This is a genomic window from Lysobacter niastensis (assembly GCF_031457115.1).
Lineage (GTDB): Bacteria > Pseudomonadota > Gammaproteobacteria > Xanthomonadales > Xanthomonadaceae > Lysobacter_J > Lysobacter_J niastensis_A.
This window is the reverse complement of record NZ_JAVDVY010000001.1, coordinates 1-25,645: the sequence shown is the minus strand read 5'-3', so window position 1 is coordinate 25,645 and position 25,645 is coordinate 1. Positions and strand designations below refer to the sequence as shown.

The 25,645-nt window shown below is 58.5% G+C and carries 33 protein-coding genes; all 33 read right to left on the bottom strand.

Annotation, left to right across the window (positions count from 1 at the left end):
• Positions 1-35: 35 nt before the first annotated feature.
• The 33 genes from J2X06_RS00160 to J2X06_RS00005 all read right to left on the bottom strand — a co-directional run bounded on the left by J2X06_RS00160 (position 36) and on the right by J2X06_RS00005 (position 25,328).
• The gene (locus J2X06_RS00160; protein ID WP_310056691.1) at positions 36-416 is read right to left on the bottom strand and encodes a VOC family protein; all 381 of its coding nucleotides are present in this window, start codon (positions 414-416) and stop codon (positions 36-38) included.
• 94 nt (positions 417-510) lie between these two features.
• Positions 511-933, bottom strand: a complete 423-nt coding sequence (locus J2X06_RS00155; protein ID WP_310056690.1) for a PaaI family thioesterase — start codon at positions 931-933, stop codon at positions 511-513.
• 72 nt (positions 934-1,005) lie between these two features.
• On the bottom strand, positions 1,006-1,347 hold the full coding sequence (locus J2X06_RS00150; RefSeq protein WP_310056688.1) for a GNAT family N-acetyltransferase: 342 nt from the start codon (positions 1,345-1,347) through the stop codon (positions 1,006-1,008).
• Positions 1,348-1,536: 189 nt separating this feature from the next.
• The gene (locus J2X06_RS17985) at positions 1,537-1,977 is read right to left on the bottom strand and encodes a GFA family protein (RefSeq protein WP_430539468.1); all 441 of its coding nucleotides are present in this window, start codon (positions 1,975-1,977) and stop codon (positions 1,537-1,539) included.
• An 82-nt stretch (positions 1,978-2,059) separates the two neighbouring features.
• Entirely contained in the window at positions 2,060-2,419 is a 360-nt protein-coding gene (locus J2X06_RS00145) for a hypothetical protein (RefSeq protein ID WP_310056686.1), read from the bottom strand.
• 509 nt (positions 2,420-2,928) lie between these two features.
• Positions 2,929-3,390 carry a hypothetical protein gene (locus J2X06_RS00140; protein ID WP_310056684.1) on the bottom strand — a complete coding sequence of 154 codons (462 nt, stop codon included), beginning with the start codon at positions 3,388-3,390 and terminating at the stop codon, positions 2,929-2,931.
• 1,322 nt (positions 3,391-4,712) lie between these two features.
• Positions 4,713-5,198, bottom strand: coding sequence for a hypothetical protein (locus J2X06_RS00135; protein ID WP_310056681.1), 486 nt, complete (start codon positions 5,196-5,198; stop codon positions 4,713-4,715).
• Positions 5,199-5,251: 53 nt separating this feature from the next.
• A complete protein-coding gene (locus J2X06_RS00130) occupies positions 5,252-5,749 on the bottom strand; it encodes a hypothetical protein (RefSeq protein WP_310056679.1) in 498 nt (165 codons plus the stop codon).
• A gap of 57 nt (positions 5,750-5,806) precedes the next feature.
• Positions 5,807-6,154, bottom strand: coding sequence for a hypothetical protein (locus tag J2X06_RS00125; protein WP_310056676.1), 348 nt, complete (start codon positions 6,152-6,154; stop codon positions 5,807-5,809).
• Between the two features lie 67 nt (positions 6,155-6,221).
• The gene (locus tag J2X06_RS00120) at positions 6,222-6,581 is read right to left on the bottom strand and encodes a hypothetical protein (RefSeq protein WP_310056675.1); all 360 of its coding nucleotides are present in this window, start codon (positions 6,579-6,581) and stop codon (positions 6,222-6,224) included.
• A gap of 57 nt (positions 6,582-6,638) precedes the next feature.
• Entirely contained in the window at positions 6,639-7,301 is a 663-nt protein-coding gene (locus J2X06_RS00115; RefSeq protein WP_310056673.1) for a hypothetical protein, read from the bottom strand.
• A gap of 790 nt (positions 7,302-8,091) precedes the next feature.
• On the bottom strand, positions 8,092-8,595 hold the full coding sequence (locus J2X06_RS00110) for a hypothetical protein (RefSeq protein ID WP_310056670.1): 504 nt from the start codon (positions 8,593-8,595) through the stop codon (positions 8,092-8,094).
• Positions 8,596-8,663: 68 nt separating this feature from the next.
• Entirely contained in the window at positions 8,664-8,975 is a 312-nt protein-coding gene (locus tag J2X06_RS00105; protein ID WP_310056668.1) for a hypothetical protein, read from the bottom strand.
• Between the two features lie 460 nt (positions 8,976-9,435).
• Complete coding sequence (locus tag J2X06_RS00100) at positions 9,436-9,726, bottom strand: hypothetical protein (protein ID WP_310056666.1); 291 nt, start codon at positions 9,724-9,726, stop codon at positions 9,436-9,438.
• A 1,761-nt stretch (positions 9,727-11,487) separates the two neighbouring features.
• Complete coding sequence (locus tag J2X06_RS00095; RefSeq protein WP_310056664.1) at positions 11,488-11,787, bottom strand: hypothetical protein; 300 nt, start codon at positions 11,785-11,787, stop codon at positions 11,488-11,490.
• A gap of 66 nt (positions 11,788-11,853) precedes the next feature.
• Positions 11,854-12,090 (bottom strand): hypothetical protein, encoded by a 237-nt coding sequence (locus J2X06_RS00090; RefSeq protein WP_310056662.1) that lies wholly within the window; start codon positions 12,088-12,090, stop codon positions 11,854-11,856.
• A 67-nt stretch (positions 12,091-12,157) separates the two neighbouring features.
• Complete coding sequence (locus tag J2X06_RS00085; protein WP_310056633.1) at positions 12,158-12,343, bottom strand: hypothetical protein; 186 nt, start codon at positions 12,341-12,343, stop codon at positions 12,158-12,160.
• A gap of 117 nt (positions 12,344-12,460) precedes the next feature.
• A complete protein-coding gene (locus J2X06_RS00080) occupies positions 12,461-12,691 on the bottom strand; it encodes a hypothetical protein (RefSeq protein WP_310056661.1) in 231 nt (76 codons plus the stop codon).
• A 66-nt stretch (positions 12,692-12,757) separates the two neighbouring features.
• Complete coding sequence (locus tag J2X06_RS00075; protein ID WP_310056658.1) at positions 12,758-13,168, bottom strand: hypothetical protein; 411 nt, start codon at positions 13,166-13,168, stop codon at positions 12,758-12,760.
• Between the two features lie 146 nt (positions 13,169-13,314).
• Entirely contained in the window at positions 13,315-13,482 is a 168-nt protein-coding gene (locus J2X06_RS00070) for a hypothetical protein (protein WP_310056656.1), read from the bottom strand.
• A 67-nt stretch (positions 13,483-13,549) separates the two neighbouring features.
• Positions 13,550-13,996 carry a hypothetical protein gene (locus J2X06_RS00065; protein ID WP_310056654.1) on the bottom strand — a complete coding sequence of 149 codons (447 nt, stop codon included), beginning with the start codon at positions 13,994-13,996 and terminating at the stop codon, positions 13,550-13,552.
• A gap of 1,426 nt (positions 13,997-15,422) precedes the next feature.
• On the bottom strand, positions 15,423-15,755 hold the full coding sequence (locus J2X06_RS00060) for a hypothetical protein (protein WP_310056651.1): 333 nt from the start codon (positions 15,753-15,755) through the stop codon (positions 15,423-15,425).
• Between the two features lie 59 nt (positions 15,756-15,814).
• On the bottom strand, positions 15,815-16,159 hold the full coding sequence (locus J2X06_RS00055) for a hypothetical protein (protein ID WP_310056649.1): 345 nt from the start codon (positions 16,157-16,159) through the stop codon (positions 15,815-15,817).
• A 1,049-nt stretch (positions 16,160-17,208) separates the two neighbouring features.
• Positions 17,209-17,526 carry a hypothetical protein gene (locus J2X06_RS00050; RefSeq protein WP_310056646.1) on the bottom strand — a complete coding sequence of 106 codons (318 nt, stop codon included), beginning with the start codon at positions 17,524-17,526 and terminating at the stop codon, positions 17,209-17,211.
• An 833-nt stretch (positions 17,527-18,359) separates the two neighbouring features.
• The gene (locus J2X06_RS00045) at positions 18,360-18,719 is read right to left on the bottom strand and encodes a hypothetical protein (RefSeq protein WP_310056639.1); all 360 of its coding nucleotides are present in this window, start codon (positions 18,717-18,719) and stop codon (positions 18,360-18,362) included.
• 1,047 nt (positions 18,720-19,766) lie between these two features.
• Positions 19,767-20,132 carry a hypothetical protein gene (locus J2X06_RS00040; protein ID WP_310056643.1) on the bottom strand — a complete coding sequence of 122 codons (366 nt, stop codon included), beginning with the start codon at positions 20,130-20,132 and terminating at the stop codon, positions 19,767-19,769.
• 476 nt (positions 20,133-20,608) lie between these two features.
• Positions 20,609-20,980: a hypothetical protein gene (locus tag J2X06_RS00035; protein WP_310056641.1), complete on the bottom strand. Its 372-nt coding sequence runs from the start codon at positions 20,978-20,980 to the stop codon at positions 20,609-20,611.
• 59 nt (positions 20,981-21,039) lie between these two features.
• Positions 21,040-21,399, bottom strand: coding sequence for a hypothetical protein (locus J2X06_RS00030; protein ID WP_310056639.1), 360 nt, complete (start codon positions 21,397-21,399; stop codon positions 21,040-21,042).
• A 492-nt stretch (positions 21,400-21,891) separates the two neighbouring features.
• The gene (locus J2X06_RS00025) at positions 21,892-22,251 is read right to left on the bottom strand and encodes a hypothetical protein (RefSeq protein ID WP_310056636.1); all 360 of its coding nucleotides are present in this window, start codon (positions 22,249-22,251) and stop codon (positions 21,892-21,894) included.
• An 841-nt stretch (positions 22,252-23,092) separates the two neighbouring features.
• Positions 23,093-23,278: a hypothetical protein gene (locus J2X06_RS00020; protein ID WP_310056633.1), complete on the bottom strand. Its 186-nt coding sequence runs from the start codon at positions 23,276-23,278 to the stop codon at positions 23,093-23,095.
• 127 nt (positions 23,279-23,405) lie between these two features.
• Positions 23,406-23,687, bottom strand: coding sequence for a hypothetical protein (locus J2X06_RS00015; RefSeq protein ID WP_310056630.1), 282 nt, complete (start codon positions 23,685-23,687; stop codon positions 23,406-23,408).
• 364 nt (positions 23,688-24,051) lie between these two features.
• Complete coding sequence (locus J2X06_RS00010) at positions 24,052-24,468, bottom strand: hypothetical protein (RefSeq protein WP_310056628.1); 417 nt, start codon at positions 24,466-24,468, stop codon at positions 24,052-24,054.
• Positions 24,469-24,860: 392 nt separating this feature from the next.
• Complete coding sequence (locus J2X06_RS00005; RefSeq protein WP_310056625.1) at positions 24,861-25,328, bottom strand: DUF695 domain-containing protein; 468 nt, start codon at positions 25,326-25,328, stop codon at positions 24,861-24,863.
• Between the last annotated feature and the right edge of the window lie 317 nt (positions 25,329-25,645).

The window sequence follows — 25,645 nt, the reverse complement described above, 5'->3', positions numbered from 1 at the left end:
CCGCCTAACGCCTGAATTGGGCCGCAACCTGCTGGCTATTGACCCGCAGGGGGTTGCCAAAGCTCCACTTTGTTGCCTTCCGGGTCAATCACCCAACCAAACTTTCCCTGTTCTGAGGTTTCAGTCTTGTCGACGACGTTGCAACCCTCTTCGCGCAATGCGGCCAGCAGCCAGTCCAGGTCCGCGACACGAAAGTTGACCATGAACGATGCGGAACTTGGCGCCATGTAGCTTGTGTCCTGGGCAAACGGACTCCAGATGGTCATACCAGGTGAGCTGTCGGTGCCGCCCCATTGGAACACCGCACCACCCCAGTCAGTCACGTCCAAGCCAAGGTGGTCGCGATACCAGGCGCCCAGAGCTTTCGGATCCGCGGACTTGAAGAAAATTCCACCAATACCGGTAACACGCTTCATGGCTCTCTCTCCGAAGTCGGTCTGACAATCGCCACAACGGTCTAACGCCTGAGCTGCGCCGAGCCGCGGAAGCGACTTCGGCTTGAACGAATTGTCAGGTGTTACCCGGGACGTTGATGATCGTGGCCTGCATGACCGCAATGGTCTCTCGACGGGAGCCGTGCTCGCCAATCACCTCGCCCTGGCAAACCGTCAGGGTCTTGCCGGCCTTTGTAACCCTGCCGATAGCGACGAACCGCTCGGCGACTGCGGGCCGGATGAAGTTGATCTTGAACTCGACAGTGAGCACGTCGAGCCCCGCCGGTGCGACGGTCAAGGCGGCGTAGCCGCAAGCGCTGTCAAGCACACTGGTGATGGCGCCGGCATGAATGTAGCCGTGTTGCTGGGACAGTTCCGGACGTGGAAAAAGAGCAATCTGCACCTCGCCTGGGGCAACCAGGACGAGCTCCGCCCCCAGAGTGGTCATCAGCCCTTGGGCAGAGAAGCTTGCCGATATGTGCTCTTGCAGGTCAGGCACCGAGGTTTCTCCAGGCAACACCCAACGCGTATGAAGCTGGGCCACAAAGCGGCTTCAGCTTGGAATGAATTTTTAAGGGCTGAGCGACTTCTCCATGAATATCGTCAATGGATCGGCCGCATGATCGCCAAATGGCAGACAACGGACATATCCGAGGCTTGCGTACAGCGAAATCGCCTCCGGCTGTTTGGTGCCGGTGGCGAGCTTCGCCACTCCGACACCGATGCTCCTGAGGTGCGTCTCGAGCTTGTGCATGATGGTCCTGGAGTGGCCCTTGCCTCGGTGCGCCTGCGCAACAAACACCGTCTTGATCTCACCGTACCCACCGTCGATCTCAGGGATCTTGGCCGCGCCACAACCTACCAATTCGCCGTCGATGTAGGCTCCAAGGAAATAGACATTGGGCAGCTTCATTGACTGCACGGCCCCAGCGTGGTCGCGCTCATACTCATATAGGCCGGCCAGGTGCTCGTTGAGCCCGGCGATAAGCGCCTGAGCCGCAGGTTCTTCTGGGTTTAATGGCGAGACGTTTATTCAAAGGGTCTTGGCGTTTCACGCCTGAATCAAGCCGAGACACGAAGCGGCCTCGGCTTGAATGAGTTGTCAGGGCGAGTCTTCGCACTCATCAGGCTCGCCAGGAAACTGGGCCACCCCATGCGGCAGGACGATGCCAGAGAGCATGCGGGACGTCCAGATGTGAGTGGCGTGACGAAGGTCAGGGGGGTGATCCAGGGAGCCGCCCTTGATACTCAGCGTGTCAGCAGAGCCTCGCCGCCGATGCCAAAGCCTCGTGCCGCACTTGCCGCAGAACGCACAGTCGAGCGTATTTCCCGTGTCGGTAGGGCGAGACCAATACCTGGGCTCTCCTTGCGTGAGGCGCAACGCAGTCTGGGGCACGATAAAGGAGATGCCGAAAGCTGACGCAGACTGTTTGCGACACTCCGTGCAATGGCAAACATAAAGCTGCAGCGGACCGTGCAACAGCTCGTAGCGGATTGCTCCGCACTGACAGCCGCCGAAGAGTGGAGTGTTGTCACTCGACATGGTCACACGCCTCACCGCAAGGTCAGCGCCCTAACGCCTGAATCAAGCCGAGCCGCGAAGCAGCTTGGGCATGAATGAAAGTCTAGGCCTCTCCACGCGGGAGGCCAGTGGCGATAACTTTAAGCCGAACCATGGCCTCCTCGGGGCCAAACCGGCCGGACCTGCCGTAGCTACCCTTCTCAGCATGGGTGTCAGAGCAGACATTGGCGAGAACAGTCTCGGCCAAATGCTGGTGCGGAGCTATGCGAACTGCGAGCTTGTCCAAAATAGCCAGACCCGCCTGATCAGACTCATGGCCGTCCAGCGCATACGCCCAGTAGAAGCTGTCGTATTCGGCGCAGAAGTCCCAGAACGGCAACCGCCCGGCAGCGCACAGCCGCACCAGCTCATCGTGGCGATCCAGTGCAGCGACCAGCTCTGATTCAGAAGGGTACGTATCCATGGGCTTCAAGTGAGGCCTAACGTTGAGAGGGCGCCGACAGACAGCGAAGCTGGCTGTTGAACGTCCTCGATGGAAGGGTCAGGCGGCACGGCGTTGGTACCGCTCAATCGAGGAATTTCCAAGTGTCCGCTCCATCGAAGCGGCGTACCTCAACAAGCTCTAGAAGGCGCGGATCAAAATTGTTCAGATTGACGCCGTGCTTGCTGTCTGGCTCGGGGACAAGTGGTTCCCAATGCGTGGCGCACCCGCAGATCTTGCAACGCACATTGCGTAGCGTCTTGTCGCCCCAGATGTACTCGGCCGTATTCTCGGGGTGTCCATCTATCCGAACCGCTCCGAACTCGTAGTACGCCCAAAGTCCGCCAAGGCGTCGGCAGAGCGAACAGTTGCACTTGGTCGCCTTCTCTGGCGCTGAGGGCAGCGTGAGTCGAACTGCACCACAGTGACATGAGCCTTGTAGCAGTTGTTCCTCGGACATGGTGGTTCTCACTTTTTGGTTCCTGTGCCGCCTAACGCCTGAATGAGCCGAGCCGCGAAGCGCCTTCGGCTTGAAATGAATTGTTAGGCCGATACCAGCGTCGCGAAACGGGTAGCAGAAGCAGAATAGTTGCGGCCAACTGCAAGATTCCTTGGGCGGCGAAGATGAGTCTGTCCGAGAGCTCTGCCATTGATGAAAATCGACCGGGAGTCATCACGACCGCGAAGGCCATCAGGATCACCATGATCCAACGAGTCCAGTTCTTCCGCAAATAGATCGCTACTAAGAAGCCGCCCGCAATTGAGGCCCCGATGATCATGCCAGCGACGCCTGGAGCGGATCGTGGCAGGCCTATTTTGACAAGGAGATTAAGCAATCCGACGGCGTAACTGCCTGCGAAGGACCAGATTGCAATGACAACGGTCGCCGGACGCTTTGCCGTGGCCAAAATGGGTACAGCAGAAGTTGGTGCGGAATAAGGGTTGTGCGCCATATCGGCCTAACGCCTGAATTAAGCCGAGCCGCGAAGCGGCTTCGGCTTGAATGAATTGTTATGCCCCTGCAGCCCGCGAGCCAAGCAAGGAGCGAAGGTACCGCCATTGGCAGGCATACGACGCAACGACAACAAGTGCTGGAACCGCGAAAACGATAGCGTAGACCACGACGACGAGAATGGTGCCGGGCGAGTCAACATACAAAGGATGATCTGTCAGGAACATCCAGCCGTTGATGAGCACCATGGGCAGCCAGCGGATGAGGAGCACTACGCCAGCTATAACAACGACTAGAACGGCCCACCGACGCAGGTGTAAGGCTGCAACCGACACTGCAACATAGGCAAACGATGCCAGAGGCAGGACTGTCCGGGGTAAAGATGGCGCAAGCGCAAAAAGCAAAAGGGTCGCTACGGCCATGAGACAGGACCAGGCGAGGTTTAGCTGGAAGGACCGTTTGAGGGGCATAACGCCTGAATTAAGCCGAGCCGCGAAGCGGCTTCGGCTTGAATGAGTTGTTAGGCCGCACCCCTTGGAGAATCAGTTCTGGGGTGGCTCCTTTGCAGTCCAACTCCAGGGACTCACCGGGGGCCAGTCGTGCCTTGATCGTAGGCGCGCCATCCATGTGAATCCATCCTTTGAGGAAGCCACATTGGTCGCCGCTGCGATTACACCCCGCCTCTATCTGGTATGAGCCCGGGCGCAAGTAGACCGCATGACGGTAGTCGGATGCGCCAACCCGGAACTCCCGTGTTTCGCCGGTTGGCATTGCTGTAACGGACCAGAGCGAGACGGCTGGCTCCCCAGACGCGCAGGTCGCGGAACGAATGCTTGCCGAGTACTGCGGAGATGCCTCAAGCGAAATTCGCGAGGCGCAGCCTGAAATGAGCAGAGTACAAAGGGCAGCGAGAAGTCTCATGCGGCCTAACGCCTGAATTAAGCCGACACCAAGCGCGTAGCGATTGGTGTTCGGCTTGAATGAATTGTTATGCGGCACGGCCCGAGGGCTGAGAACATTGAACCGCCACTCCCCAGGGCGACCCGCGAGCCAAGGATGCCACAGCTTTTGAGTTGGGCTTCCCCAACGGCCCATGGCGAGAGTGGCCGCCGAGGCAAAGGGAATTGGAGCGCGGCAACGGCACAACCGGAGGGCGGAGCGCCGCCCGATCAGACGTGGTCGAACGCAAGGACTGCGGACCGGAGCCAGCGGCGAACGATGCGGAAGAGTGGCCGCAGAAACCCGACAAGAAATGCTTTCGCCGGTGCCGCATAACGCCTGAATTAAGCCGAGCCGCGAAGCGGCTTCGGCTTGAATGAATTGTTATGTTGCACCCGAGGAGCCTTGGCCGTGAACCGAGAGCTCGGCCAAGGTGTCCCGCGTTACGTCAGCGACCGTGCTATAGACGCCGTTCTCAGCGAGTTGTAGCTCATCGTCAAGGGCGTCGAAGGCATAGTAGACGTCCTCGGGTAGTTGGGTAGAAAACGCTACCTGCATAGATTTGCGAATGGCGTCTCGAACGGAAATCCGATTGGATAGCAGCTCATTGTGGACGCGAGTCAAAAGCCAACGGCCCGCCAACGCGCTATCTGCACCAAGACTTGCATTGGCCAGTGCACCAAAGACGTCCTGGCGATGGGCGGCAGTAGCCACGTCTATTATTTCAATGGGCGGATCGTCCAGAGCCGCAATGACGCTAAAGGCCCAGTCTTTGGCGCAATCCTCAGGGAACAGGCCTGCCTCGAGCCCGTACAGAAAGTACGCCGCTACTGTCGCCCTGTCTGAAGTTGGGGAGAACTGTCCGTGCAACATAACGCCTGAATTAAGCCGAGCCGCGAAGCGGCTTCGGCTTGAATGAATTGTTAGGCCCCATCCGGAAGGCGGGCCTGCTTAGAGCACTCCGCCGCAATGGGCGCGAGTGCCGGAGCCTTAACCTTGGAGAGTGCTGCCAGAGCTTGCCGCTCATATGCCTCAGCAACGCCAGGGTCCGGCTCGATGAAGGGTGAGGTGCAGATATCCGCCGCGCTGAATCCATGGCCCACCAAGGCCAATACCTGGTTTGGGGCTTTGGGCAGCGCAGGGGCAACAGCGTAATCAAGGGACAGAGAGGCAGCGCCATCCGAGAATGGCTTAAGAGCTGTTGCAACTTTCAGCCACGATGGGTCACCTGACTCGATGCCAGAGATTACGCGGTCAAATTCTTTGTCACGCTCCCAGAGGTTCCAGAGGACCTTGCGACCACCCTCTTTGGCGATCAGTCCGAGGAGTGCCTGTGCCGAAGGGCTGGTGCTGCCCTCAGCAGCCAGTGCAACTGGATCGGCTAGGGCCAGTGATAGGAGGATGGCTATGACGTATCTCATGGGGCCTAACGCCTGAATTAAGCCGAGCCGCGAAGCGGCTTCGGCTTGAATGAATTGCTAGGCCCCGGACGACATAAAGCTGTCGGCGAGGCCAGAGAACAACAGAACCATGAAGCAGGACAGGGCGGCCAGCAAGTACTTGCGAGTACTGCGGTATGAGGCCAGAAGAGCAGGTTGAAGCGGCTCACCAACGTCTTTCCCGGATTGAACTGCACGGAACAACTTATAGGTGCGACTGGACGAGAAGAACGATGGTGGATCCGCACCAATCAGCCGTTCATAAAGATCGGGGTGAAGCCGCTGAAAGTCTCTTCCGAAGTCCAGCAGCACCGAAAAGTACATGGCGTACAACGGGACAATGGCAATAAAGGCCAAGAGGAAGAGCGTTGCCAGGAGTGTGCTCATTGTCGGATACGGGGCCTAACGCCTGAATTAAGCCGAGCCGCGAAGCGGCTTCGGCTTGAATGAATTGTTAGGCACCAGGCCGCGAGCCCTGATGCCAAGGAAAATTGAATTTGCGAGACAGCGACGATAAGCCACGGCCTGACGCATCTAGGTAGATGGTCAAGGCAATGGAAAATACCAGAACGCCAATGGCGGCCAGAAGCCAGACCGGTTGGCTCGAGGTGACGCCGAGGGGCTCACAAAAGTAGGTGCCGTGCGTGGCGCGGAAGGCGGGGCACTGCGCCGGAAGAATTGCGAGAGCCTCGGCTGGTGCCTTGGCGACCGAATCAGCCATGGCCCAAAGGGCAATGCGGCGGCCGACCCAAAAGGCGGCAAGTCCGGACGCGACCTGAAGCAGAGCCCACAAGATTGCTGTGTACTTTCCCATGGTGCCTAACGCCTGAATTAAGCCGAGCCGCGAAGCGGCTTCGGCTTGAATGAATTGTTAGGCCTGCCCACCGTGACCGACGTACTGGTCCCGGGGCACCAGCCATGCAGCTACCGCAACCAACAGCATCGCACCAAACCACAACTTGAACCCGAGCCCATACCCCGTAATTGGCACGGAGAACCCTTCGTGAAGCCACACGCGCTTGGAGACGAGTGGAAGGCCGGCGAAGCCAAGTGAAGCACTTGCAGCCACACGACAGAGATCAGGCTTGTGCTTGAGCATCCAGTACAACGCCGCGAAGTACGCTGGATTGGCATACCAAGCGAACTCGCCAACCAGCGGACCAGCCGCGCCAAAGATTAGCAACTGCGCGCCAAAGACCGGTCCGTCCCGGGTTACGAGCGCAACAAGAGCAGTTGCAGCCAGCCATAGGAGCAACGACACCAAGACAAGGATATTCCGTAAGTACCGGCCGCGAGCCTCCTTGGCCACGCTGGCAAAAGTCTCGCCTGCAGTTACCTTGATACCCCCAAGTATGAGCAACACGTAGCACGTTTGGAACGCTATGGATGTAAGCGAAGCCACGATCTCGGACTCGGCCCTTAGCCACTTGGCTAAGTATGTAATGAGAACCACGATGGGGATCACTCTAGAAAAGGCGAGGACGATCGCCAGATTGCTCACTCTTTCGCTGCAAGGCAGGACTTCGTTGGTCATTTCCGCCTAACGCCTGAATTAAGCCGAGCCGCGAAGCGGCTTCGGCTTGAATGAATTGTTAGGCGCGCTAACCGGATCGGGCCAGCAAGCGAGCCTCTAAGAGCGGAATCCACTGGCACAAATCCGGCTCTGGTTCACCAGTGATGGTCCGCAAGTACGCAAGGCTATCAGCAAGGTCCTCGCGTGATGCACCCGACGCTGAGGAGGGTGCCGATTGTTCGGCGAGAACGGTCAGAGAAGCTAAGGCTGAAGCGACCGGCGGGGAATGTCGGTGGACGTACGAGCGGCGCAATAAGGCGAGGCCCTGCCGTGACGCAGCATGGGCTTCGTTGAGTCGTCCCTTATCGAGAAGATCCGACGACTGGCCAACAAACCGGGCTGCCCGGATTGCAGCCAACATGCTTCTTGGACCGCTGAGAAATTTCATGCGCGCCTAACGCCTGAATTAAGCCGAGCCGCGAAGCGGCTTCGGCTTGAATGAATTGTTAGGCGCCACCGCGAGCCAGCGCCAATTGGGATGCAACCAGCAAAGCACTCACCGCAATCGACGCATAAGCCAATGCAACGACTCCGCTGTGGCGCCCACGACAGATTCCCGCAGTAGTGAAACAGATCCCAAGCCAGGTGACCGGAAGGGCAAGCAGCGGTTCAACCATGCCACAGGATGCTTGGTTGAAAAAGCAGAAGTACGAGTTGGAGAACAGGAGGCCCGCACCCACAAGGAGCAGCGAGCCGATCAGGATCTCTGCACTCTTTAGTCTGATCCCCATTGAAGCGCCTAACGCCTGAATTAAGCCGAGCCGCGAAGCGGCTTCGGCTTGAATGAATTGTTAGGCCTCGCCTCGTAGGCGGCGACCATTGATCCTAGCGTAGCAATCTCAGTCTCGGAGCGGACGGAAGAGGTGTCCGACAAGGCGGCGGAGATGAGATAGAACTCTGTGTCGTTCCGGATCTGGCCGCGCCGAAGGATAGCTTTGAAGACCTTGGACTGGCGCGCGAGTAGCAGTGTCAGAGTCAGGGCTCCCGCTTGGCGAAGTGCATCGTCAAGTTGGGCAATCTGTCCCGGGGCCAAGTCCTGAACCCCCTCCAGGATGTCGCCTATAGCTTGCTTGAGCCCAGTGAGCGCGCGGGAACGCCCCGCTCGTTGCTCGATGGCCGCCAACACATTGATCGGATGGTGCGGATGATCAGGCGCAAAGAACTGGTTGGGAAATAGCTGCGTTTCCCAAACTTCAAAGAAGCGTTTGAGCTCGCCGTACTCACGCAGCTTTTCTTCGGACATCTGTCGGGGCATGTGCGAGGCCTAACGCCTGAATTAAGCCGAGCCGCGAAGCGGCTTCGGCTTGAATGAATTGTTAGGCCTCATACCTCAGCGGTGGAGATGCCCAGGTTGAATAGCCAGCTTGCCGAGAAGAACATGACCGGCGGCAGAAGGATCGCGCCGAGCCAGGCAAAGGCAGTAATAAGAGCCAGCCCGGCCCGCTTGGAATATACAGCGGTCGAAATCAGGAGTGCGACCCACCAAGCGAGGTATGCGACAAAGGAAAATTCGCCCAAGCGGATCCAGTAATCGACGTCGCCCACACAGGGGCCGATATTGAAGCAGTCATATTTGTGGGACGTGTACGCCCAGCCGATCGCGGCCGCTGCCGTTAGCAGGTGTAGAACGACCATTACAAGAGCAGAAGATCTAGCCATTGAGGCCTAACGCCTGAATTAAGCCGAGCCGCGAAGCGGCTTCGGCTTGAATGAATTGTTAGGGGCGCGCCTAGTCACCGACAAACCAAATGTAGGTATGCGACCGGGCGGCGCCCTCCAGTAGCCCCACGACAGCTTGGAGATGAGCATTGGCCCGTGCGTCCGAGACCGCAGGCAGCAAGTGCCGCATCTCAATCAGCAAGACCGGAAGCTGTAGCTGATTGAAGCAGGCATCCCCAGCGGGATCAATGAAGCGCAAACAAGTGCTGCCGGATTGGCGATAGAACAGACCGCTCAGCTCACTCAGGGCCCCGCTGTCCTCAAGGGCACCGAGAACCTCTCCGTGCTCGCTCTTCCAGTAAACATCAATCCCCATTAGCGCCCCTAACGCCTGAATTAAGCCGAGCCGCGAAGCGGCTTCGGCTTGAATGAATTGTTAGGCCGCATCCTCACGGTAGGTGCCGTCAGAGTGCTTTGCCCATCCTGATTTGTAGCTGCCGGTTGCCAGATCAAAGATGCTCTCAAACTCTTGTAGCAAATCACCAGAAGAGTCGAAGAGGTATCCATGAATTTTCTCTAGTCGAAGATCCTGCACGCCCGCGTCCGTGTCCCAAACATGCTCGCCATCCCAATAGTCACCGAGGGGCATTTGCGCGGTGTAAACGCATAACCCCTCTGGGTTGTAACCCACCAGAATTGCACTGTCTTTCAGTTGGCGGTGATCCATGTGTGCGGCCTAACGCCTGAATTAAGGGGAGCCGCGAAGCGGCTTCCCCTTGAATGAATTGTTAGGGCTCATTGTGAGACGCCAAATCCATCACGAAAAGGCATGTGCTGAACCCTGCAGAAGCCAGAAACACCCAACCGGAGATCAGTGCGTGTTGGGAATGAAACGCGCCGAGGAGAAGGGTCGCTCCGAGACTGAGCAAGGTCGGTACCTGCCCCAGAGCGGCAGCTCTAGATGCGTCAATGCCGAAGCGCCAACGCGGCTTAAAGATTGGGTAGTACGGACTTTTAGAATGACGCCAGGTGAAGAAAGCCATGCCGAGTCCATACAGGACGCTCAGCAGCCCTAGCAATGCGAGAAGTCCGTCTTTTGAACTCGCGTCCATCTGCTTATGAGCCCTAACGCCTGAATTAAGCCGAGCCGCGAAGCGGCTTCGGCTTGAATGAATTGTTATGCGGCACGGCCCGACGGCCTGAGAACGTTGAACGGCCACTCCCCAGGGCAATTCCGCGAGCCAAGCATGCCACAGCGTTTGACGGTGGGGCTTGCCCCAGAGCCCGTGGTGCGGACAGTGACCTAACCCAATGGAACATGGGCGCCGCAATGGCATAGCCGGAGAGCGAAGTGCTGCCCGATCCGACGGCGGTCACGGCGGTCACGGCGAGACCGGCATGCCGGAGCCGACTGCGAACGATGCGGAAAATTACCGAAGGAGCCCGATGAGGATTGCTCTCGCCGGTGCCGCATAACGCCTGAATTAAGGGGAGCCGCGAAGCGGCTTCCCCTTGAATGAATTGTTAGGCGGCGTAACCAGACTCACTGGCCCCGCCTCCTATCGAGCCATCGCAGGGCCGTAATGGCCCCACCAGTGAGCGCCGAAAGACCGGCGACAAACCCTGCTGCTGCAAAGAGAACCAGGAAACCCGTGGCAACTCGTTGATCCCCGCTGGACGAAGCAGAGACCGTGGCGACCCACGACAGGATCGAGGTTGCCCCAGCCCACTTCAAGATGTAGCGAAAATCGGGCACGACCTACTCCGGCAGCTATCAAACCTACAGTACGACGCCTAACGCCTGAATTAAGCCGAGCCGCGAAGCGGCTTCGGCTTGAATGAATTGTTAGACCTCGCCATGGCTGCTGGAATCCGAGCTGTGCCGTCCGATGGCCCAATCAAACCACCCGTACAACACCGCGGCACCACCAACGAGTAGGAGTAGCAAGGGGATGGTGATGCTATTTCGGGAGCCAGGGGTGTATCTGCCAATGACGATGTCGTCGAGACCTGCGAGGCAGAGTGCGCTGTAGGCCATCAATGCAAGGCCGCCAAAGATGCAGAGCGCATTTCTTAAGTTCCTAAGGCAAGCCAACATAGGTCTAACGCCTGAATTAAGCCGAGCCGCGAAGCGGCTTCGGCTTGAATGAATTGTTAGGCCCAGCGCGGAAAACAGCAATCACTGTTAGGACCTTTCTGATTTGGACTGGCGCCAGTTAAAGGCTACTAGCGAACCAGTGATACCGAGGAAGAACGTCGCAGTGAGGAAGCCCGACTCGTCCTCCACCCAGTGCAAGTTGTGCAATGCAATCGGGAGTAATGCACCAATGCCGCCAAATACGTTGGCGATGAGAGCGCCGCGTGGCGGAACGGGAAACTGGTATCGCCGTAAGAGCAGGAACATGCCCACGCCTAGCGTGATGGAGAAAGCCAGAGTTATTGAATTCGCAGGGGGGATGAAAGCTGTCATCGGGGCCTAACGCCTGAATTAAGCCGAGCCGCGAAGCGGCTTCGGCTTGAATGAATTGTTAGGCCGCAGCCTAATCCAAAAGGCACGAAGCGGGACGACGACCAAGAACCAGAGGCAGACAGGCCACACCAACAGGGCTGCGCCCATGATCAACAAGTCCCAATCCAGCAGGATCTCCGAACCAGGCGCATAGCAATCACCGCGCGGTGGGCACCCGATGCGATCCATGTAGCTGCGCTCCAGTGACCAGAGCTTCAGCGGTAGATATGCCAGGCCAAGCCACCAGATCCACTTAACGATCGAGAGGAAGACTTTCATGCGGCCTAACGCCTGAATTAAGCCGAGCCGCGAAGCGGCTTCGGCTTGAATGAATTGTTAGGCCGCTCACGCATCTTGGGTAAAGCGATACGCGGCGACCGATGACAATACAGCGCCCACCAGATACGCAGCGGCCATAAGCCAGAACCCCAGGGGGTTTAGGGCAACCTTGATCTCATCTGCTCCCCGGGCCGGCCCATCAATTGCACCTGTAATGAGACCACCAAGCAACGCATAAGTACTGAAGCCAGCCACCACGAGGAGCAGCGCGATACATGCCAGCTTTTCGAGCACTTTGCGCATGTCTCCCCTAGCGGCCTAACGCCTGAATTAAGCCGAGCCGCGAAGCGGCTTCGGCTTGAATGAATTGTTAGGGGGCATCTCGCTCGACCGGCCACCGCGCGAACGCGAACACCCACAGCAACACGACATTGACGAGCGGCACGAGCGCGAGGAGTGATAAGGGACCTGGAAAGCCGGCTTTACTGACGATGCGCCAAAGTGGCACGAGGAAGGTCAATGCAATTACCCAGTGCCAGATGCTCAACCCGCCCATGACCCTTCCCCTGCTTTAAGTTGATGCCGCAACGTTCGTTCTAATGCCGCCTAACGCCTGAATTAAGCCGAGTCGCGAAGCGGCTTCGGCTTGAATGAATTGTTAGGGCCCGCACCGTTAGCGTGACGCACGATGCTTGCCCCGGATGGCCTTGCCAATGGCATAGAGCGCTAGGCCAATGACCGCAAAGATCGGGGCAAATGTATAGCCAAGGGCGGGATCTTTGTACTGGGTGGCTGGGATAGTTGCCGACTCGAAAAGGCCCAGGCCGAGGCAAACGGCCGCGAACAAAAGCGACAGTGCGCCCAGGATCGTCAGAAGGAGCGACACGAACTTACGAAGGTTCATGCGGGGCCTAACGCCTGAATTAAGCCGAGCCGCGAAGCGGCTTCGGCTTGAATGAATTGTTAGAGCTCACCCTAGTTGCCGATACCAAGCCAGTTGCTCCCGGGTGATGTAGTCGCCGCCATCGGAGTAGACGACAACGATTTCATGCGCAGGTGCAATCGCGTCTACAAGATCCCGGCCGAGCATTTCTTTCTTGGGCCATTGAACTTTAGCTAGAGACTCAAGCCGCTCTGCGACGGTCACACAAAATCTCTCAGGATTGGGTGACCTTGTTAGGAACCAGTGTTCGCCCGCCTGGTCTTCAGCGACCACCACATAAAGGGTTGCGACTTTTAGCGTTGGCCAAACAACCTCAATGTTGCCTTGCTCTCGTGAGCGCTGAAACGCTGCCTTTAGGGAACTCTCAGGCGGAGTGCTGATACCGCCATCGTTGTACGGCGAGGCTTTTGAAAATAGCGAGGCAACGAGTTTGCGCATGTGAGCTCTAACGCCTGAATTAAGCCGAGCCGCGAAGCGGCTTCGGCTTGAATGAATTGTTAGGCCGCGCGCAGGTCACCGAAGCCTGCGCTCGACGATCAGGTCTTGCGACCAAATCAGGAACTTTGGAGTAGGCCAACGACATCTCAGTCAGCCTTGGCCTGGGCGATACAGGCTTGGAGCTTGCGCAGGAGTTCATCTGCCTCATCCTCCCCAAGGTCGAGCGGGTCACCGTTGGCCGCCACGGCAACGATGCAGATCGCGGATCCGTCATACCAGACGTCGACACGATCCTTCTTGAGAATGTCTGACACAGGCTTCTCCGCGGCCTAACGCCTGAATTAAGCCGAGCCGCGAAGCGGCTTCGGCTTGAATGAATTGTTAGCCTTCTGGCCCGTCAAGTTTGGGCATTGATTGCCAGTAGGCGCCAAGAACGGGCAAAGGCTTATCTGACATGATATGCACGGATTTGATGACGGTTCCGTCCGGAATCTTAGATTCGCAGGCGCATGAAACACAGGCGGAGAGCTCCTCGCCCGAAGTAATGGCACCGTGCATGGCCCAAGCTTGCCCAACACTATCAAGTTGATATTCCTGGCCGTTATCGGCAGTGAGCAAGGCCGAGACCTTTGCCCCTTGGAGCAAGGATTCAAAGTCTCGGTCCATTTGTGCCTGCGGCCCCAATGGATAGTTTGCCTTTAAGACGACGCAGGCATTGGATATGCCCAGTGCCTTCATTTGATCTTTGCTAGTTAAGGTGCGGCCTTGAGGGTCCAGCTCAAATGGCTCCGAGGAAAGGGCGACTGTCTCCCCGCCCGCGAACTGCATCGTTGCTTTGTCGAGCCGATCGCAACTGGCTGTCAGAAGGAGTGCTATGAGAACTAGCCGACGCATCGCTTTCCCCAGAAGGCTAACGCCTGAATTAAGCCGAGCCGCGAGGCGGCTTCGGCTTGAATGAGTTGTTAGGCCGCGTGCTAAGCGTGATGCTCATGGGCTGCACGTGCGGCATTTGCCGCTGAATGAGCCATCAGTACGCCCACCTTTTGTGCGAGCGTAAGCATGTAGCTCGTCGATGCTAGGGGAGCAAACCTTGACGTAATCCCGACCAGTGAAGCCCTCAGGCTGCGCCATCCGCGTGTATGTGCGGATCTTGTAGCAAGTGGCTCGGTGAAGTACGAGGTAATTGCGCGATCCGACGCGACGGCGATTGAGAACGTAGCCGCCCGGGTGCTCCTGGAGCCACGCCAGATAAGGAGCATCTGTGTCATCAAAGACTTCAGTCATTGGTAGTACTCCAAAGCGGCCTAACGCCTGAATTAAGCCGAGCCGCGAAGCGGCTTCGGCTTGAATGAATTGTTAGGCCCCGACCCATGTTCCTTCGCGATCGGGATCGGGGTAGACCGGAGCGTGCCTGTCAGATAACCGCCGCCCTCAACGGATGCGCATGGACGGCGGTATTCGTCAAAAACAGCAGCAGGGACGCGGCCGACGATTGTGACGCTCTCGCCCCCCGTTGCAAATCGGAACGCAACAGCCCGCTGATCTCCAATGTAAGGGTCTGCGGCATAAAGGTTGCGCGCGCCCTCGCATTCGGTAACGAGGAGGTAGAAGTAGAGCTGCCTATTCTTGATCTTTCTCGCATCTTGCGAGCGAAGCGTGAGCTGTACGACCTCTTCATTGCCGACTCTGCGTGAACCGGCCGACAGGAGCTCTGGGCGAACTTGGCAGCCTCCGGCCAAGCATGCCGCTACAACCAATAGGCAGACGCTTGCGATTCGTTTTGTCAGGGAGCGCGCGGTAGCAACCATTGGGGCCTAACGCCTGAATTAAGCCGAGCCGCGAAGCGGCTTCGGCTTGAATGAATTGTTATGCGACGTAACGCAGACCCAGGAGTGCTGGTCTACGAGTCGCCAAGTGCCTGCCGAATGAGCGAACGACCAAGTCTCTGCAATGCACCAATTCTCGCGTCGGCAGTACAACAGCTTGTCGCTTGCAGCGTACCAGCGCTCCTCTACTTTCTGGGGTGGATTGGAAAGCGAGGACTTAGCAAGAGACCTGAGAAGAGCTGCGTCCGGAGGCGGGCTCACAAGTGGACTCCAGCCCGCTGGCTCCTCCGTGAGGCAATTGTCCGAAGACACGGACGCTTGCGGCTGCGAGGCACAACCGGATAGTGCAAGGCACATTGAAGCCGCAATTAGTCGCATAACGCCTGAATTAAGCCGAGCCGCGAAGCGGCTTCGGCTTGAATGAATTGTTAGGGCGCACCCACGAACAGGATGGCGAACGCCACCAGGTATGCGGGCACCCCAACGAGAAGACTGACCCTGATGCGCCGAGCGTACCGCAAGGCGTTTGGGTCTTGGAGACCTTTGGCAACCGGGCCGAACGCAGCGCGGATCACTGCCGCTCCTACGTTTGGATCGGCAATCCGGGGCATGCCGGTGTAGAAGAAACTCAGGGAGCCGCGCCGGTCCGCGAGTTCCGGACGCTCGGCCAGAAGGATGCGCCGGAAGCGGACGAGGGCGTGGAAGTAGAAGGGCGTAATGAGAGCCCCGACTGCTATCAACACGATTGCGATCAGTTGCATGTGCGCCCTAACGCCTGAATTAAGCCGAGCCGCGAAGCGGCTTCGGCTTGAATGAATTGTTAGAGCCCAGCCGAACCACGGCGGGCTCCGCTAAAGATCTGCCAGCCGACGGCTGCCATGCAAGCTGGCAAAGCGAGCGCGACGAAAAGTACGAGCAGGAAAACGACAGGATCGTCATCAAAGCGGACGACCGCAGCGCTCAGTCGCCGGCCAATGGCAGTTGCACCGTGTTGTAGAGCCACATACAGACCGAAGGCCGTGCCGCCAAGGTTTACGAGAAAGAAGCAAAGGCCAAAGGACATTCCCATAGCCCGCCTCTTGGCGAGCGGCTCACCTACAAGCAATGCGGGGATGGCGAGTGACAGAAACAGCAGGAATCCAGCCGCCAAAATCCAGAATGCCATCATGGGCTCTAACGCCTAAATTAAGCCGAGCCGCGAAGCGGCTTCGGCTTGAATGAATTGTTAGGCCGCGCGCCCACGCCGAAGGGCGACACAACCCGTGTATGCCCAGAAAAATACAACGACTCCGAGCCAGACAAACGCTACCCGCAGATACTGAGTCGCAAAGTGTACGAATGGAAAGGAATTGCCAGGATATTTCCCCAGCAGTAGCGGCCACCCTTCGGCATGCCAGAACGACAAGTAAGCATCCACGCCAAGCAGCAGCGGGACGGTCCAACCTGCCGATAGAAGTGCGACGACAACTGCCAGAACTCTATGTCGGGTCATAGCGGCCTAACGCCTGAATTAAGCCGAGCCGCGAAGCGGCTTCGGCTTGAATGAGTTGTTATGCGGGACGGCCCGAAGTGCTGTGGGCATTGAAACCGCCACTCCCCAGGGCGACCTGCGAGCCAAGGATGCCACAGCCTTTGACGTTGGGGCTTGCCCAGCGACCCATGGCGAGGGATGGCACCGAAGCAAAGGGAATTGGGATGCGGTAATGGCGCAGCGGAAGGGCGAAGCGCCACCCGACCCGACGTGAGCGAGCGCAAGGACTACAAGCCGGAGCCGACGGCGAACGATGCGGGAGAGTGGCCGAAGGAACCCGATGCGAGTTGTTTCGCCGGTGCCGCATAACGCCTGAATTAAGCCGAGCCGCGAAGCGGCTTCGGCTTGAATGAATTGTTAGGCCTGCCCTGCGAGTAGCTCACGGCAGGCCTCCAAGATATCGGGAACGCACGACTCAGCCGTAATGCCTAGCCCCTCATGGTCGTACTGCTCATGACCGAGCAGCAAGAACATACCCAGTTCTGTGGGGTAGTTGAGCTTCTCGCCAATCCCTGCGATGAGACCACACCCCAAATTTGGATCCATTTCCCCAGAGAGAACCTGCCGGGCAACACGAACAGCGTCTTCCATTGACTCAAAGTTCTGCATGGCTTCCTGGCAGGCCTAACGCCTGAATTAAGCCGAGCCGCGAAGCGGCTTCGGCTTGAATGAATTGTTAGGCATCATTGACCACTCTCCCGACGCTCGTAAACCCACCACTCATGCGCCTTGTCTCCCTTAAGATCTTGGGTGCGAACGAAGGCCGGCTTGTGGCGGTGAAAGAAGGCCTCAGCTTGCACTAGGCTTGAAACCGTTTGCTTTTCGGGCACAGGCTCGAAGAAGAGGTGCTTCCCATTGAGCCGCCAAGTGCCGTGGAAGTCCTTCGAATCTTGTCCTAAGTGCCCGTGCAAAGTCCTGGTGTATGACCCGTCCTGGTGCAGTTCTAGTGTCTCCGCGAAGCCGGCGTGCCCCATGTCATAGGTGCCGATGATCTCGGACACGGTCGGTGAGCGATCAGGGCCATGTACAAGAGACGCGCAGGCGCTCAGTAGCGCTGCAAGGAGAATGGTTGAGTAGCGACCAATGCTCGGCATGATGCCTAACGCCTGAATTAAGCCGAGCCGCGAAGCGGCTTCGGCTTGAATGAGTTGTTATGCGGCACGGCCCGAAGGCTGAGAACGTTGAACCGCCACTCCCCAGGGCGACCCGCGAGCCAAGGATGCCACAGCCTTTGAGGTTGGGCTTGCCCAGCGGCCCATGGCGAAGAATGCCGCCGAAGCAAAGGGAATTGGGACACGGTCATGGCGCAGCCGAAGGGCGAAGCGCCACCCGACCCGAGGTGAGCGAACGCAAGGACTGCAAGCCGGAGCCGACGGCGAACGACGCGGGCGAGTGGCCGAAGGAACCCGAAGAGAGTTGCTCTCGCCGGTGCCGCATAACGCCTGAATTAAGCCGACACCAAGCGCGTAGCGATTGGTGTTCGGCTTGAATGAATTGTTATGCGGCACGGCCCAAAGGGCTGAGAACGTTGAACCGCCACTCCCCAGGGCGACCCGCGAGCCAAGGATGCCACAGCCTTTGACGTTGGGCTTGCCCTGCGGCCCATGACGAGAGGTGCCGCCGAAGCAAAGGGAATCGGGGTGCGGCAATGGCGCAGCCGAAGGGCGAAGCGCCACCCGCCCCGACGTGAGGGAACGCAAGGACCACAAGCCGGAGCCGACGGCGCACGATGCGGGAGAGTGGCCGAAGGAACCCGATGCGAGTTGCTTTCGCCGGTGCCGCATAACGCCTGAATTAAGCCGAGCCGCGAAGCGGCTTCGGCTTGAATGAATTGTTAGGCACCAAGCCGTGAGCCCTGATGCCAAGGAAAATTGAATTTGCGAGACAGCGACGATAAGCCACGGCCTGACGCATCTAGGTAGATGGTCAAGGCAATGGAAAATACCAGAACGCCAATGGCGGCCAGAAGCCAGACCGGTTGGCTCGAGGTGACGCCGAGGGGCTCACAAAAGTAGGTGCCGTGCGTGGCGCGGAAGGCGGGGCACTGCGCCGGAAGAATTGCGAGAGCCTCGGCTGGTGCCTTGGCGACCGGATCAGCCATGGCCCAAAGGGCAATGCGGCGGCCGACCCAAAAGGCGGCAAGTCCGGACGCGACCTGAAGCAGAGCCCACAAGATTGCTGTGTACTTTCCCATGGTGCCTAACGCCTGAATTAAGCCGAGCCGCGAAGCGGCTTCGGCTTGAATGAATTGTTAGCCCCACACCGGGGCTGTACGGGACAGCACGACAACGACAGACAGAGCAGAAAAGCACACGCAGACGCGAGCTAGACCGCCCCATATCTGATTGTCCGTGTTATGCGCGCAACGCCAAATGCAGATCCAGGAAAATATGACGTAAAGCGAGTAAACCACCCAAGGCACAGCCAAGATGACAGATGAGCCAGGCCGCGGGGCCACAGCGGCGCTCATGAGCGTAATTACAAGCAGCGCAACAAACTGCCCAAGAATGCCGAGCACCCAGTAGGCGTGCCACAACCTGGCAGAGCCTCCCCAGCAGCGAGCAAAGAAATTCGGATCGTTGCTCGACCCGATGGCGCGGCGAGGCGATGCAAGGGGTGAGCCTTTGCTGGCTGGCGGGGCGTATGGGTTGGAGTCGTTCACGGCCGGTCCTTTGTTCAAGGGCTAACGCCTGAATTAAGCCGAGCCGCGAAGCGGCTTCGGCTTGAATGAATTGTTAGATTTCGCAGCGATTCACTGGCTTGGTGCAGCCCGTAGGACGCCAGTCGCTACGATGCCAGCAATATTGATCATTGCTGAGAAGGAAAAGGTCCCAAGTCACAGGCTTGCCCGAAGCATCTGGCCGGTCCTCGCCGTCCATTGCCATGCTAAGCCCATTGGGGATTGGCCCTAGAACAGTGTAGTTAGCCTCGCGTCGCGGCTCCCTTAGGCCCGTTTCGGTCTCAGGGGCGTGCGACATGTGCATGCGCTTGCCGTTTTGACTGAAACGAATCTCAAGCGGTGCCACGTGACAGTCCTCCGAGCCCTCCCATCCCCACTTCCCTGTCAGGACCTGGTACGGGTCTATGCCGGCCGGTGGTACAGAGCTGGTCGAGCACCCGCCTAGGGCAAGGACGAAGATCAAGGCTGTTCGTGCAGATGGCGACATGCCTGCTCCAGAAATCTAACGCCTGAATTAAGCCGAGCCGCGAAGCGGCTTCGGCTTGAATGAATTGTTAGGCCTCATTCGGGGAGACCAGGGACTAGCGCCCACAATGCTATAGCTGCAAGACAGCTGCCAAGTAGAGCAAACGATGCCCAGCGTGCTTCTTGTTGGGGCTTGGCAACAGTTATAACTGACCGCGCAACAAAGAAGAGCGCTGTTGCGCATCCCGCAAAGAATGCCTCGACTATGTTGGAAAGGGATTTGTTGCCGTCGTGGATGGCCGTTGCGCCGAGCCAGACCGCGAAAGGCAACAGAAACAATAGCCAATCAGCGATCCGAAGGCGTATCCGCGTGCGGGCGAAAAGCCAGGCAAGACCGCCGCCAATTGCCAGCGGAACGCCAAATAGCAGGTAGATAGAAACGACAAGGGCGAATGTTTCCATGAGGCCTAACGCCTGAATTAAGCCGAGCCGCGAAGCGGCTTCGGCTTGAATGAATTGTTAGGCCTATGCCCGGCGGGTCGTGAGCAACCCGATGACACATTCCCCTCTGAGCAGAGCATACCCCCAGGCGAAGGGCTGCCCATCATGGCCGCGAGGTCCCTCGAAGGCGAGGATACGATCACCCGCCCGATATTGGGCTTTCAGCCACAGCCAGTTCTTGTGGGCTCTAGCAAATGGAACCTGCGGGGCTGAGGGGTTGGACGCAAGAAAGCCACGGCCAACCTGCTCCAGTTCCGCCAGTGAAAGGCTGGGCCCGGAAAAGCGCATGGTTGGGTCTGGGCGTTCGCAGCCTGGAGGTTCTGCGCCCGTCGCCGGTAACGCGGCAAACATCAGAGTGGCGGTAACGAGAATCCATCGCATAGGCCTAACGCCTGAATTAAGCCGAGCCGCGAAGCGGCTTCGGCTTGAATGAATTGTTAGAGCCCACAGCCATTGGGCCTGGCGACGAGCACATCTCCACCAGCCGTAAGAGTGACGCCCCGATTGCTGGAACTGACACGGATTGGCTGCATGTAGTAATGCCACCCCCTTGCTTCGTTTGGCTCCCCAAGAAGCACGGCGCCATCTGAAATATGCCACTGCCCCGAGGCTTTTGCCCAGATGCCAAGGCTTGCACTTGTGAGAGCGACATAGGTCTTGTCCTGGCGCAAATCTAGAAGGATGCGTTCGCGGCCAGAGTCGGTGGCATTGACGTAGCAGCCGACCAAGTCAGAGGCGACGGTGGTGGCCTGCGACGGGAGCACGGCGAAGCCCGCTGTAAATGCTATCAATCGACCGAGGACTTTCATGTGGGCTCTAACGCCTGAATTAAGCCGAGCCGCGAAGCGGCTTCGGCTTGAATGAATTGTTAGGCACCAAGCCGTGAGCCCTGATGCCAAGGAAAATTGAATTTGCGAGACAGCGACGACAAGCCACGGCCTGACGCATCTAGGTAGATGGTCAAGGCAATGGAAAATACCAGAACGCCAATGGCGGCCAGAAGCCAGACCGGTTGGCTCGAGGTGACGCCGAGGGGCTCACAAAAGTAGGTGCCGTGCGTGGCGCGGAAGGCGGGGCACTGCGCCGGAAGAATTGCGAGAGCCTCGGCTGGTGCCTTGGCGACCGGATCAGCCATGGCCCAAAGGGCAATGCGGCGGCCGACCCAAAAGGCGGCAAGTCCGGACGCGACCTGAAGCAGAGCCCACAAGATTGCTGTGTACTTTCCCATGGTGCCTAACGCCTGAATTAAGCCGAGCCGCGAAGCGGCTTCGGCTTGAATGAATTGTTAGGGCTCAGCCTCGCCACAGGAAGGGGATGACGCCCAAGAACCAAAGATCTTTGTGTGGCCAAGCACTGGCGAGTGCCAGTACACCAGCGAGCAGAGACTGCAACAGTAGGCCAGCAACCGCAAGGTAAGCAGCCTGCGCACGACTAAGCCAAACCGGGTGCCTGCTGCCTAGAAACCTCAGAGTGGCCAAGAGCGCAACGCCGAAGGAGACAAACGCGGCAGCGACGACGGCGGAAAGAGAGAGCGTGAGCCAGTGCGGCTCATCGAAGCCACGGATTAGGAATAGCCAGGCGACGAGAGTGAGAGCGTAGAACGCTGCAAGGGTTGCGATGGCGCCACGAGGGACCGCGCTTGTTGGCATGGCAACTTTCCTCTGAGCCCTAACGCCTGAATTAAGCCGAGCCGCGAAGCGGCTTCGGCTTGAATGAATTGTTAGCGCCCATCGGCATGCTTGCGATCAAGGACATAGGCGCTTGCGAGCAGAGATATCTCAACGGGAATCAGCCATAAGAGCGTCACTCCGAGTGCGGGAGACTCCCGATCTACATACGGAATGAAAGGCATGAGCGGGACCAGGATGGCGGCTCCCAAGAGGGCGATTCCGCCCAGCCGGCGGGCCCAGTACTTGTCCTCCCATAACCCGTAACTGATGCCGATGAAAAGAACGGCCATTGCTACCCCGGTAACGGACCAGCCAACTGGAGTGGCAGCCGCCACCCAGACGACCCAGGCCGCAAGACCGGCAAATGGAAGGGCGAACGCCCTGCTCACGATATGCGAGGAAATTGGCATGGGCGCTAACGCCTGAATTAAGCCGAGCCGCGAAGCGGCTTCGGCTTGAATAAATTGTTAGATTGCGAGCCGGCTGTCACTGAAACGCCCAAGAGTTCGGCAAACTGATGACGCTTAACGGACACTGTGCTGTCTCCGCTCGCGGCTTACCGCATGACGTGCATACATAACCGTCGATGGGGCCGCTGGCTGTGATGGATTGGAGCACGAGCGGCGCGCAATCGGCGACAGTGACTTGGAGCGAGCGATCAGGCATTGATACGCACTTTGCGCTACTCAGCCGCTGGGGAGTAGTTCCGTCGGCCCGATCAATAACCAATGCGCAAGCGTCGCCACCCAAGCGAGAGATCAGCACTCCAGGCTCCTTGTGATAGCTGGGAGAGCTGCAAGCAGCCAAAATCGCGATCGATGCTGCCGCTGCACCAAATAGCACAAGAACTTTCATCGCAATCTAACGCCTGAATTAAGCCGAGCCGCGAAGCGGCTTCGGCTTGAATGAGTTGTTATGCGGGACGGCCCGAAGTGCTGTGGGCATTGAAACCGCCACTCCCCAGGGCGACCTGCGAGCCAAGGATGCCACAGCCTTTGACGTTGGGGCTTGCCCAGCGACCCATGGCGAGGGATGGCACCGAAGCAAAGGGAATTGGGATGCGGTAATGGCGCAGCGGAAGGGCGAAGCGCCACCCGACCCGACGTGAGCGAGCGCAAGGACTACAAGCCGGAGCCGACGGCGAACGATGCGGGAGAGTGGCCGAAGGAACCCGATGCGAGTTGTTTCGCCGGTGCCGCATAACGCCTGAATTAAGCCGAGCCGCGAAGCGGCTTCGGCTTGAATGAATTGTTAGGGGGCATCTCGCTCGACCGGCCACCGCGCGAACGCGAACACCCACAGCAACACGACATTGACGAGCGGCACGAGCGCGAGGAGTGATAAGGGACCTGGAAAGCCGGCTTTACTGACGATGCGCCAAAGTGGCACGAGGAAGGTCAATGCAATTACCCAGTGCCAGATGCTCAACCCGCCCATGACCCTTCCCCTGCTTTAAGTTGATGCCGCAACGTTCGTTCTAATGCCGCCTAACGCCTGAATTAAGCCGAGCCGCGAAGCGGCTTCGGCTTGAATGAATTGTTAGGGCCCGCCCCGTATGGGTCAGTCATTCTGCAGCACGTGGCTTACCCTGGAAAAGGCGACCTATGCCCAGTAAGGCCAACCCTACGAGCGCAGAGAGTATCGCGAGGGCATAGCCGAAGCCTGACTCATTGACCTGGCCGTCTGGAACTGTCGCATCGGTAAAAACGGCTGAGCCGAAGAAGACAACGGCGATTAACAGGAACGCACCACCAAGCACGGACAGGGCTGCCCAAATGATTCGCCCCAGCCCAAAAGCGCGCTCGACGAGCTTGCTGCCGGGTGGTGCATAAGGGTTATTGGACATGTCGTGCGGGGCCTAACGCCTGAATTAAGCCGAGCCGCGAAGCGGCTTCGGCTTGAATGAATTGTTATGCGGCACGGCCCGACGGCCTGAGAACGTTGAACGGCCACTCCCCAGGGCAATTCCGCGAGCCAAGCATGCCACAGCGTTTGACGGTGGGGCTTGCCCCAGAGCCCGTGGTGCGGACAGTTGACCTAACCCAATGGAACAGGGGCGCCGCAATGGCATAGCCGGAGAGCGAAGTGCTGCCCGATCCGACGGCGGTCACGGCGAGACCGGCATGCCGGAGCCGACTGCGAACGATGCGGAAAATTTACCGAAGGAGCCCGATGAGGATTGCTCTCGTCGGTGCCGCATAACGCCTGAATTAAGCCGAGCCGCGAAGCGGCTTCGGCTTGAATGAATTGTTAGGCCCATTGAAGCGTGGGTTGCGCCACAGAGCAATGAGCCAGAAAACCAAGCCGCCGGCCGCGGCTAGTACCCATGCATGAACGGTTAGGCGAAGGCCATTGAGCAGGAAGTGCTCCCATGTGGACGTGCCGAACCACAAGAGCAGGAAGAGGCTTGCGGCCAGCATGCCACCGAGAACGGACTGCCACCAAGAAACCCACCCCTTACGGACGAACAGCCAAATGAGAGGTGCACCAAATAGAAGCATGGTGGTGTAGCCAATGATCAACTCAAGGCCGAACCACCAGAAGGTGAAAGTGCCGTAAGGCGGCACGAGGTAGGGAAGCTGGAGGATCAGCGGGGTTAGCAGCAGTCCGAGAACAAGCCGGATCATGGGCCTAACGCCTGAATTAAGCCGAGCCGCGAAGCGGCTTCGGCTTGAATGAGTTGTTATGCGGCACGGCCCGAAGGCTGAGAACGTTGAACCGCCACTCCCCAGGGCGACCCGCGAGCCAAGGATGCCACAGCCTTTGAGGTTGGGCTTGCCCAGCGGCCCATGGCGAAGAATGCCGCCGAAGCAAAGGGAATTGGGACACGGTCATGGCGCAGCCGAAGGGCGAAGCGCCACCCGACCCGAGGTGAGCGAACGCAAGGACTGCAAGCCGGAGCCGACGGCGAACGACGCGGGCGAGTGGCCGAAGGAACCCGAAGAGAGTTGCTCTCGCCGGTGCCGCATAACGCCTGAATTAAGCCGAGCCGCGAAGCGGCTTCGGCTTGAATGAATTGTTAGGCATCATGGCCCGATGCCGACGGGAACAGCTGAAAGAAAGGCCCGGCCTGCTGCCATTGTGGATCATGTTCCATTCTGAACTCCCAGCCGCGCACCTGCTTTTGGACAAGCATCTCTTGTAGAGCCTTGTCGGCCACATCTGGATCGTAAACTCGAAAAAAGAGCTGCCGTAATCCATTCCACGTGCTGCGCGCTAGGAAGAGCGCGTTGTAGCCAACAAGGGCTTTCTCGATCTCGTCTCCGATCTCGAAGAGCAGCCTGCTCTCATCTGGAGTGGGCATGCCTTTGTCAGCAAGATCCACGGCATGGAGCGTTACCTCCAGATGCCACGCAAAGATGTCCGTGTGCTCGAATGCGAGTAGGGAATCGTTGACAACGACAGCAGCAGGAAGGTCTCGACGACTCGTGTCGAAAAGGGTGTAGTGGGGGTCAGGGACCACAATGGCTACGGAATCTTCCGACATGATGCCTAACGCCTGAATTAAGCCGAGCCGCGAAGCGGCCTCGGCTTGAATGAATTGTTAGGCGGTGATGCCCCAGAAGGCAGCAGACCCCACCGCCGCTGCAGCCAAGCATGCCACCGCAGGCCGACGGCCCGCCAGTTCCAGGCTGTTGGGCCTTACCTGGAGCGCATGCCGCGGAACCCGGCCGAAGCCAAAGGCAACGGGAGCAAGACGGCGCCCCAAATGCGCAAACGGAGCAAGGCGCGATCCGATAGCAGGAATGGCAAGGACTGCTGACCGGAGCCGACGCGCGACGTGGCGAAAGGAACTCCGAAGGA

Excerpts from the sequence above, each read along its gene's own strand:
- J2X06_RS17985 (WP_430539468.1), bottom strand. The coding sequence starts at position 1,977 with ATGTCGAGTGACAACACTCCACTCTTCGGCGGCTGTCAGTGCGGAGCA.
- J2X06_RS00085 (WP_310056633.1), bottom strand. The coding sequence starts at position 12,343 with ATGGGCGGGTTGAGCATCTGGCACTGGGTAATTGCATTGACCTTCCTC.
- J2X06_RS00060 (WP_310056651.1), bottom strand. The coding sequence starts at position 15,755 with ATGCAACTGATCGCAATCGTGTTGATAGCAGTCGGGGCTCTCATTACG.
- J2X06_RS00035 (WP_310056641.1), bottom strand. The coding sequence starts at position 20,980 with ATGAAAGTCCTCGGTCGATTGATAGCATTTACAGCGGGCTTCGCCGTG.
- J2X06_RS00150 (WP_310056688.1), bottom strand. The coding sequence starts at position 1,347 with ATGAAGCTGCCCAATGTCTATTTCCTTGGAGCCTACATCGACGGCGAA.
- J2X06_RS00120 (WP_310056675.1), bottom strand. The coding sequence starts at position 6,581 with ATGGGAAAGTACACAGCAATCTTGTGGGCTCTGCTTCAGGTCGCGTCC.
- J2X06_RS00065 (WP_310056654.1), bottom strand. The coding sequence starts at position 13,996 with ATGCAGTTCGCGGGCGGGGAGACAGTCGCCCTTTCCTCGGAGCCATTT.
- J2X06_RS00090 (WP_310056662.1), bottom strand. The coding sequence starts at position 12,090 with ATGCGCAAAGTGCTCGAAAAGCTGGCATGTATCGCGCTGCTCCTCGTG.
- J2X06_RS00045 (WP_310056639.1), bottom strand. The coding sequence starts at position 18,719 with ATGGGAAAGTACACAGCAATCTTGTGGGCTCTGCTTCAGGTCGCGTCC.
- J2X06_RS00095 (WP_310056664.1), bottom strand. The coding sequence starts at position 11,787 with ATGAAAGTCTTCCTCTCGATCGTTAAGTGGATCTGGTGGCTTGGCCTG.
- J2X06_RS00025 (WP_310056636.1), bottom strand. The coding sequence starts at position 22,251 with ATGCCAATTTCCTCGCATATCGTGAGCAGGGCGTTCGCCCTTCCATTT.
- J2X06_RS00020 (WP_310056633.1), bottom strand. The coding sequence starts at position 23,278 with ATGGGCGGGTTGAGCATCTGGCACTGGGTAATTGCATTGACCTTCCTC.
- J2X06_RS00010 (WP_310056628.1), bottom strand. The coding sequence starts at position 24,468 with ATGATCCGGCTTGTTCTCGGACTGCTGCTAACCCCGCTGATCCTCCAG.
- J2X06_RS00005 (WP_310056625.1), bottom strand. The coding sequence starts at position 25,328 with ATGTCGGAAGATTCCGTAGCCATTGTGGTCCCTGACCCCCACTACACC.
- J2X06_RS00145 (WP_310056686.1), bottom strand. The coding sequence starts at position 2,419 with ATGGATACGTACCCTTCTGAATCAGAGCTGGTCGCTGCACTGGATCGC.
- J2X06_RS00040 (WP_310056643.1), bottom strand. The coding sequence starts at position 20,132 with ATGGAAACATTCGCCCTTGTCGTTTCTATCTACCTGCTATTTGGCGTT.
- J2X06_RS00160 (WP_310056691.1), bottom strand. The coding sequence starts at position 416 with ATGAAGCGTGTTACCGGTATTGGTGGAATTTTCTTCAAGTCCGCGGAT.
- J2X06_RS00075 (WP_310056658.1), bottom strand. The coding sequence starts at position 13,168 with ATGCGCAAACTCGTTGCCTCGCTATTTTCAAAAGCCTCGCCGTACAAC.
- J2X06_RS00055 (WP_310056649.1), bottom strand. The coding sequence starts at position 16,159 with ATGGCATTCTGGATTTTGGCGGCTGGATTCCTGCTGTTTCTGTCACTC.
- J2X06_RS00080 (WP_310056661.1), bottom strand. The coding sequence starts at position 12,691 with ATGAACCTTCGTAAGTTCGTGTCGCTCCTTCTGACGATCCTGGGCGCA.
- J2X06_RS00140 (WP_310056684.1), bottom strand. The coding sequence starts at position 3,390 with ATGGCGCACAACCCTTATTCCGCACCAACTTCTGCTGTACCCATTTTG.
- J2X06_RS00105 (WP_310056668.1), bottom strand. The coding sequence starts at position 8,975 with ATGGTCGTTCTACACCTGCTAACGGCAGCGGCCGCGATCGGCTGGGCG.
- J2X06_RS00100 (WP_310056666.1), bottom strand. The coding sequence starts at position 9,726 with ATGGATCACCGCCAACTGAAAGACAGTGCAATTCTGGTGGGTTACAAC.
- J2X06_RS00110 (WP_310056670.1), bottom strand. The coding sequence starts at position 8,595 with ATGCCCCGACAGATGTCCGAAGAAAAGCTGCGTGAGTACGGCGAGCTC.
- J2X06_RS00115 (WP_310056673.1), bottom strand. The coding sequence starts at position 7,301 with ATGACCAACGAAGTCCTGCCTTGCAGCGAAAGAGTGAGCAATCTGGCG.
- J2X06_RS00030 (WP_310056639.1), bottom strand. The coding sequence starts at position 21,399 with ATGGGAAAGTACACAGCAATCTTGTGGGCTCTGCTTCAGGTCGCGTCC.
- J2X06_RS00125 (WP_310056676.1), bottom strand. The coding sequence starts at position 6,154 with ATGAGCACACTCCTGGCAACGCTCTTCCTCTTGGCCTTTATTGCCATT.
- J2X06_RS00130 (WP_310056679.1), bottom strand. The coding sequence starts at position 5,749 with ATGAGATACGTCATAGCCATCCTCCTATCACTGGCCCTAGCCGATCCA.
- J2X06_RS00015 (WP_310056630.1), bottom strand. The coding sequence starts at position 23,687 with ATGTCCAATAACCCTTATGCACCACCCGGCAGCAAGCTCGTCGAGCGC.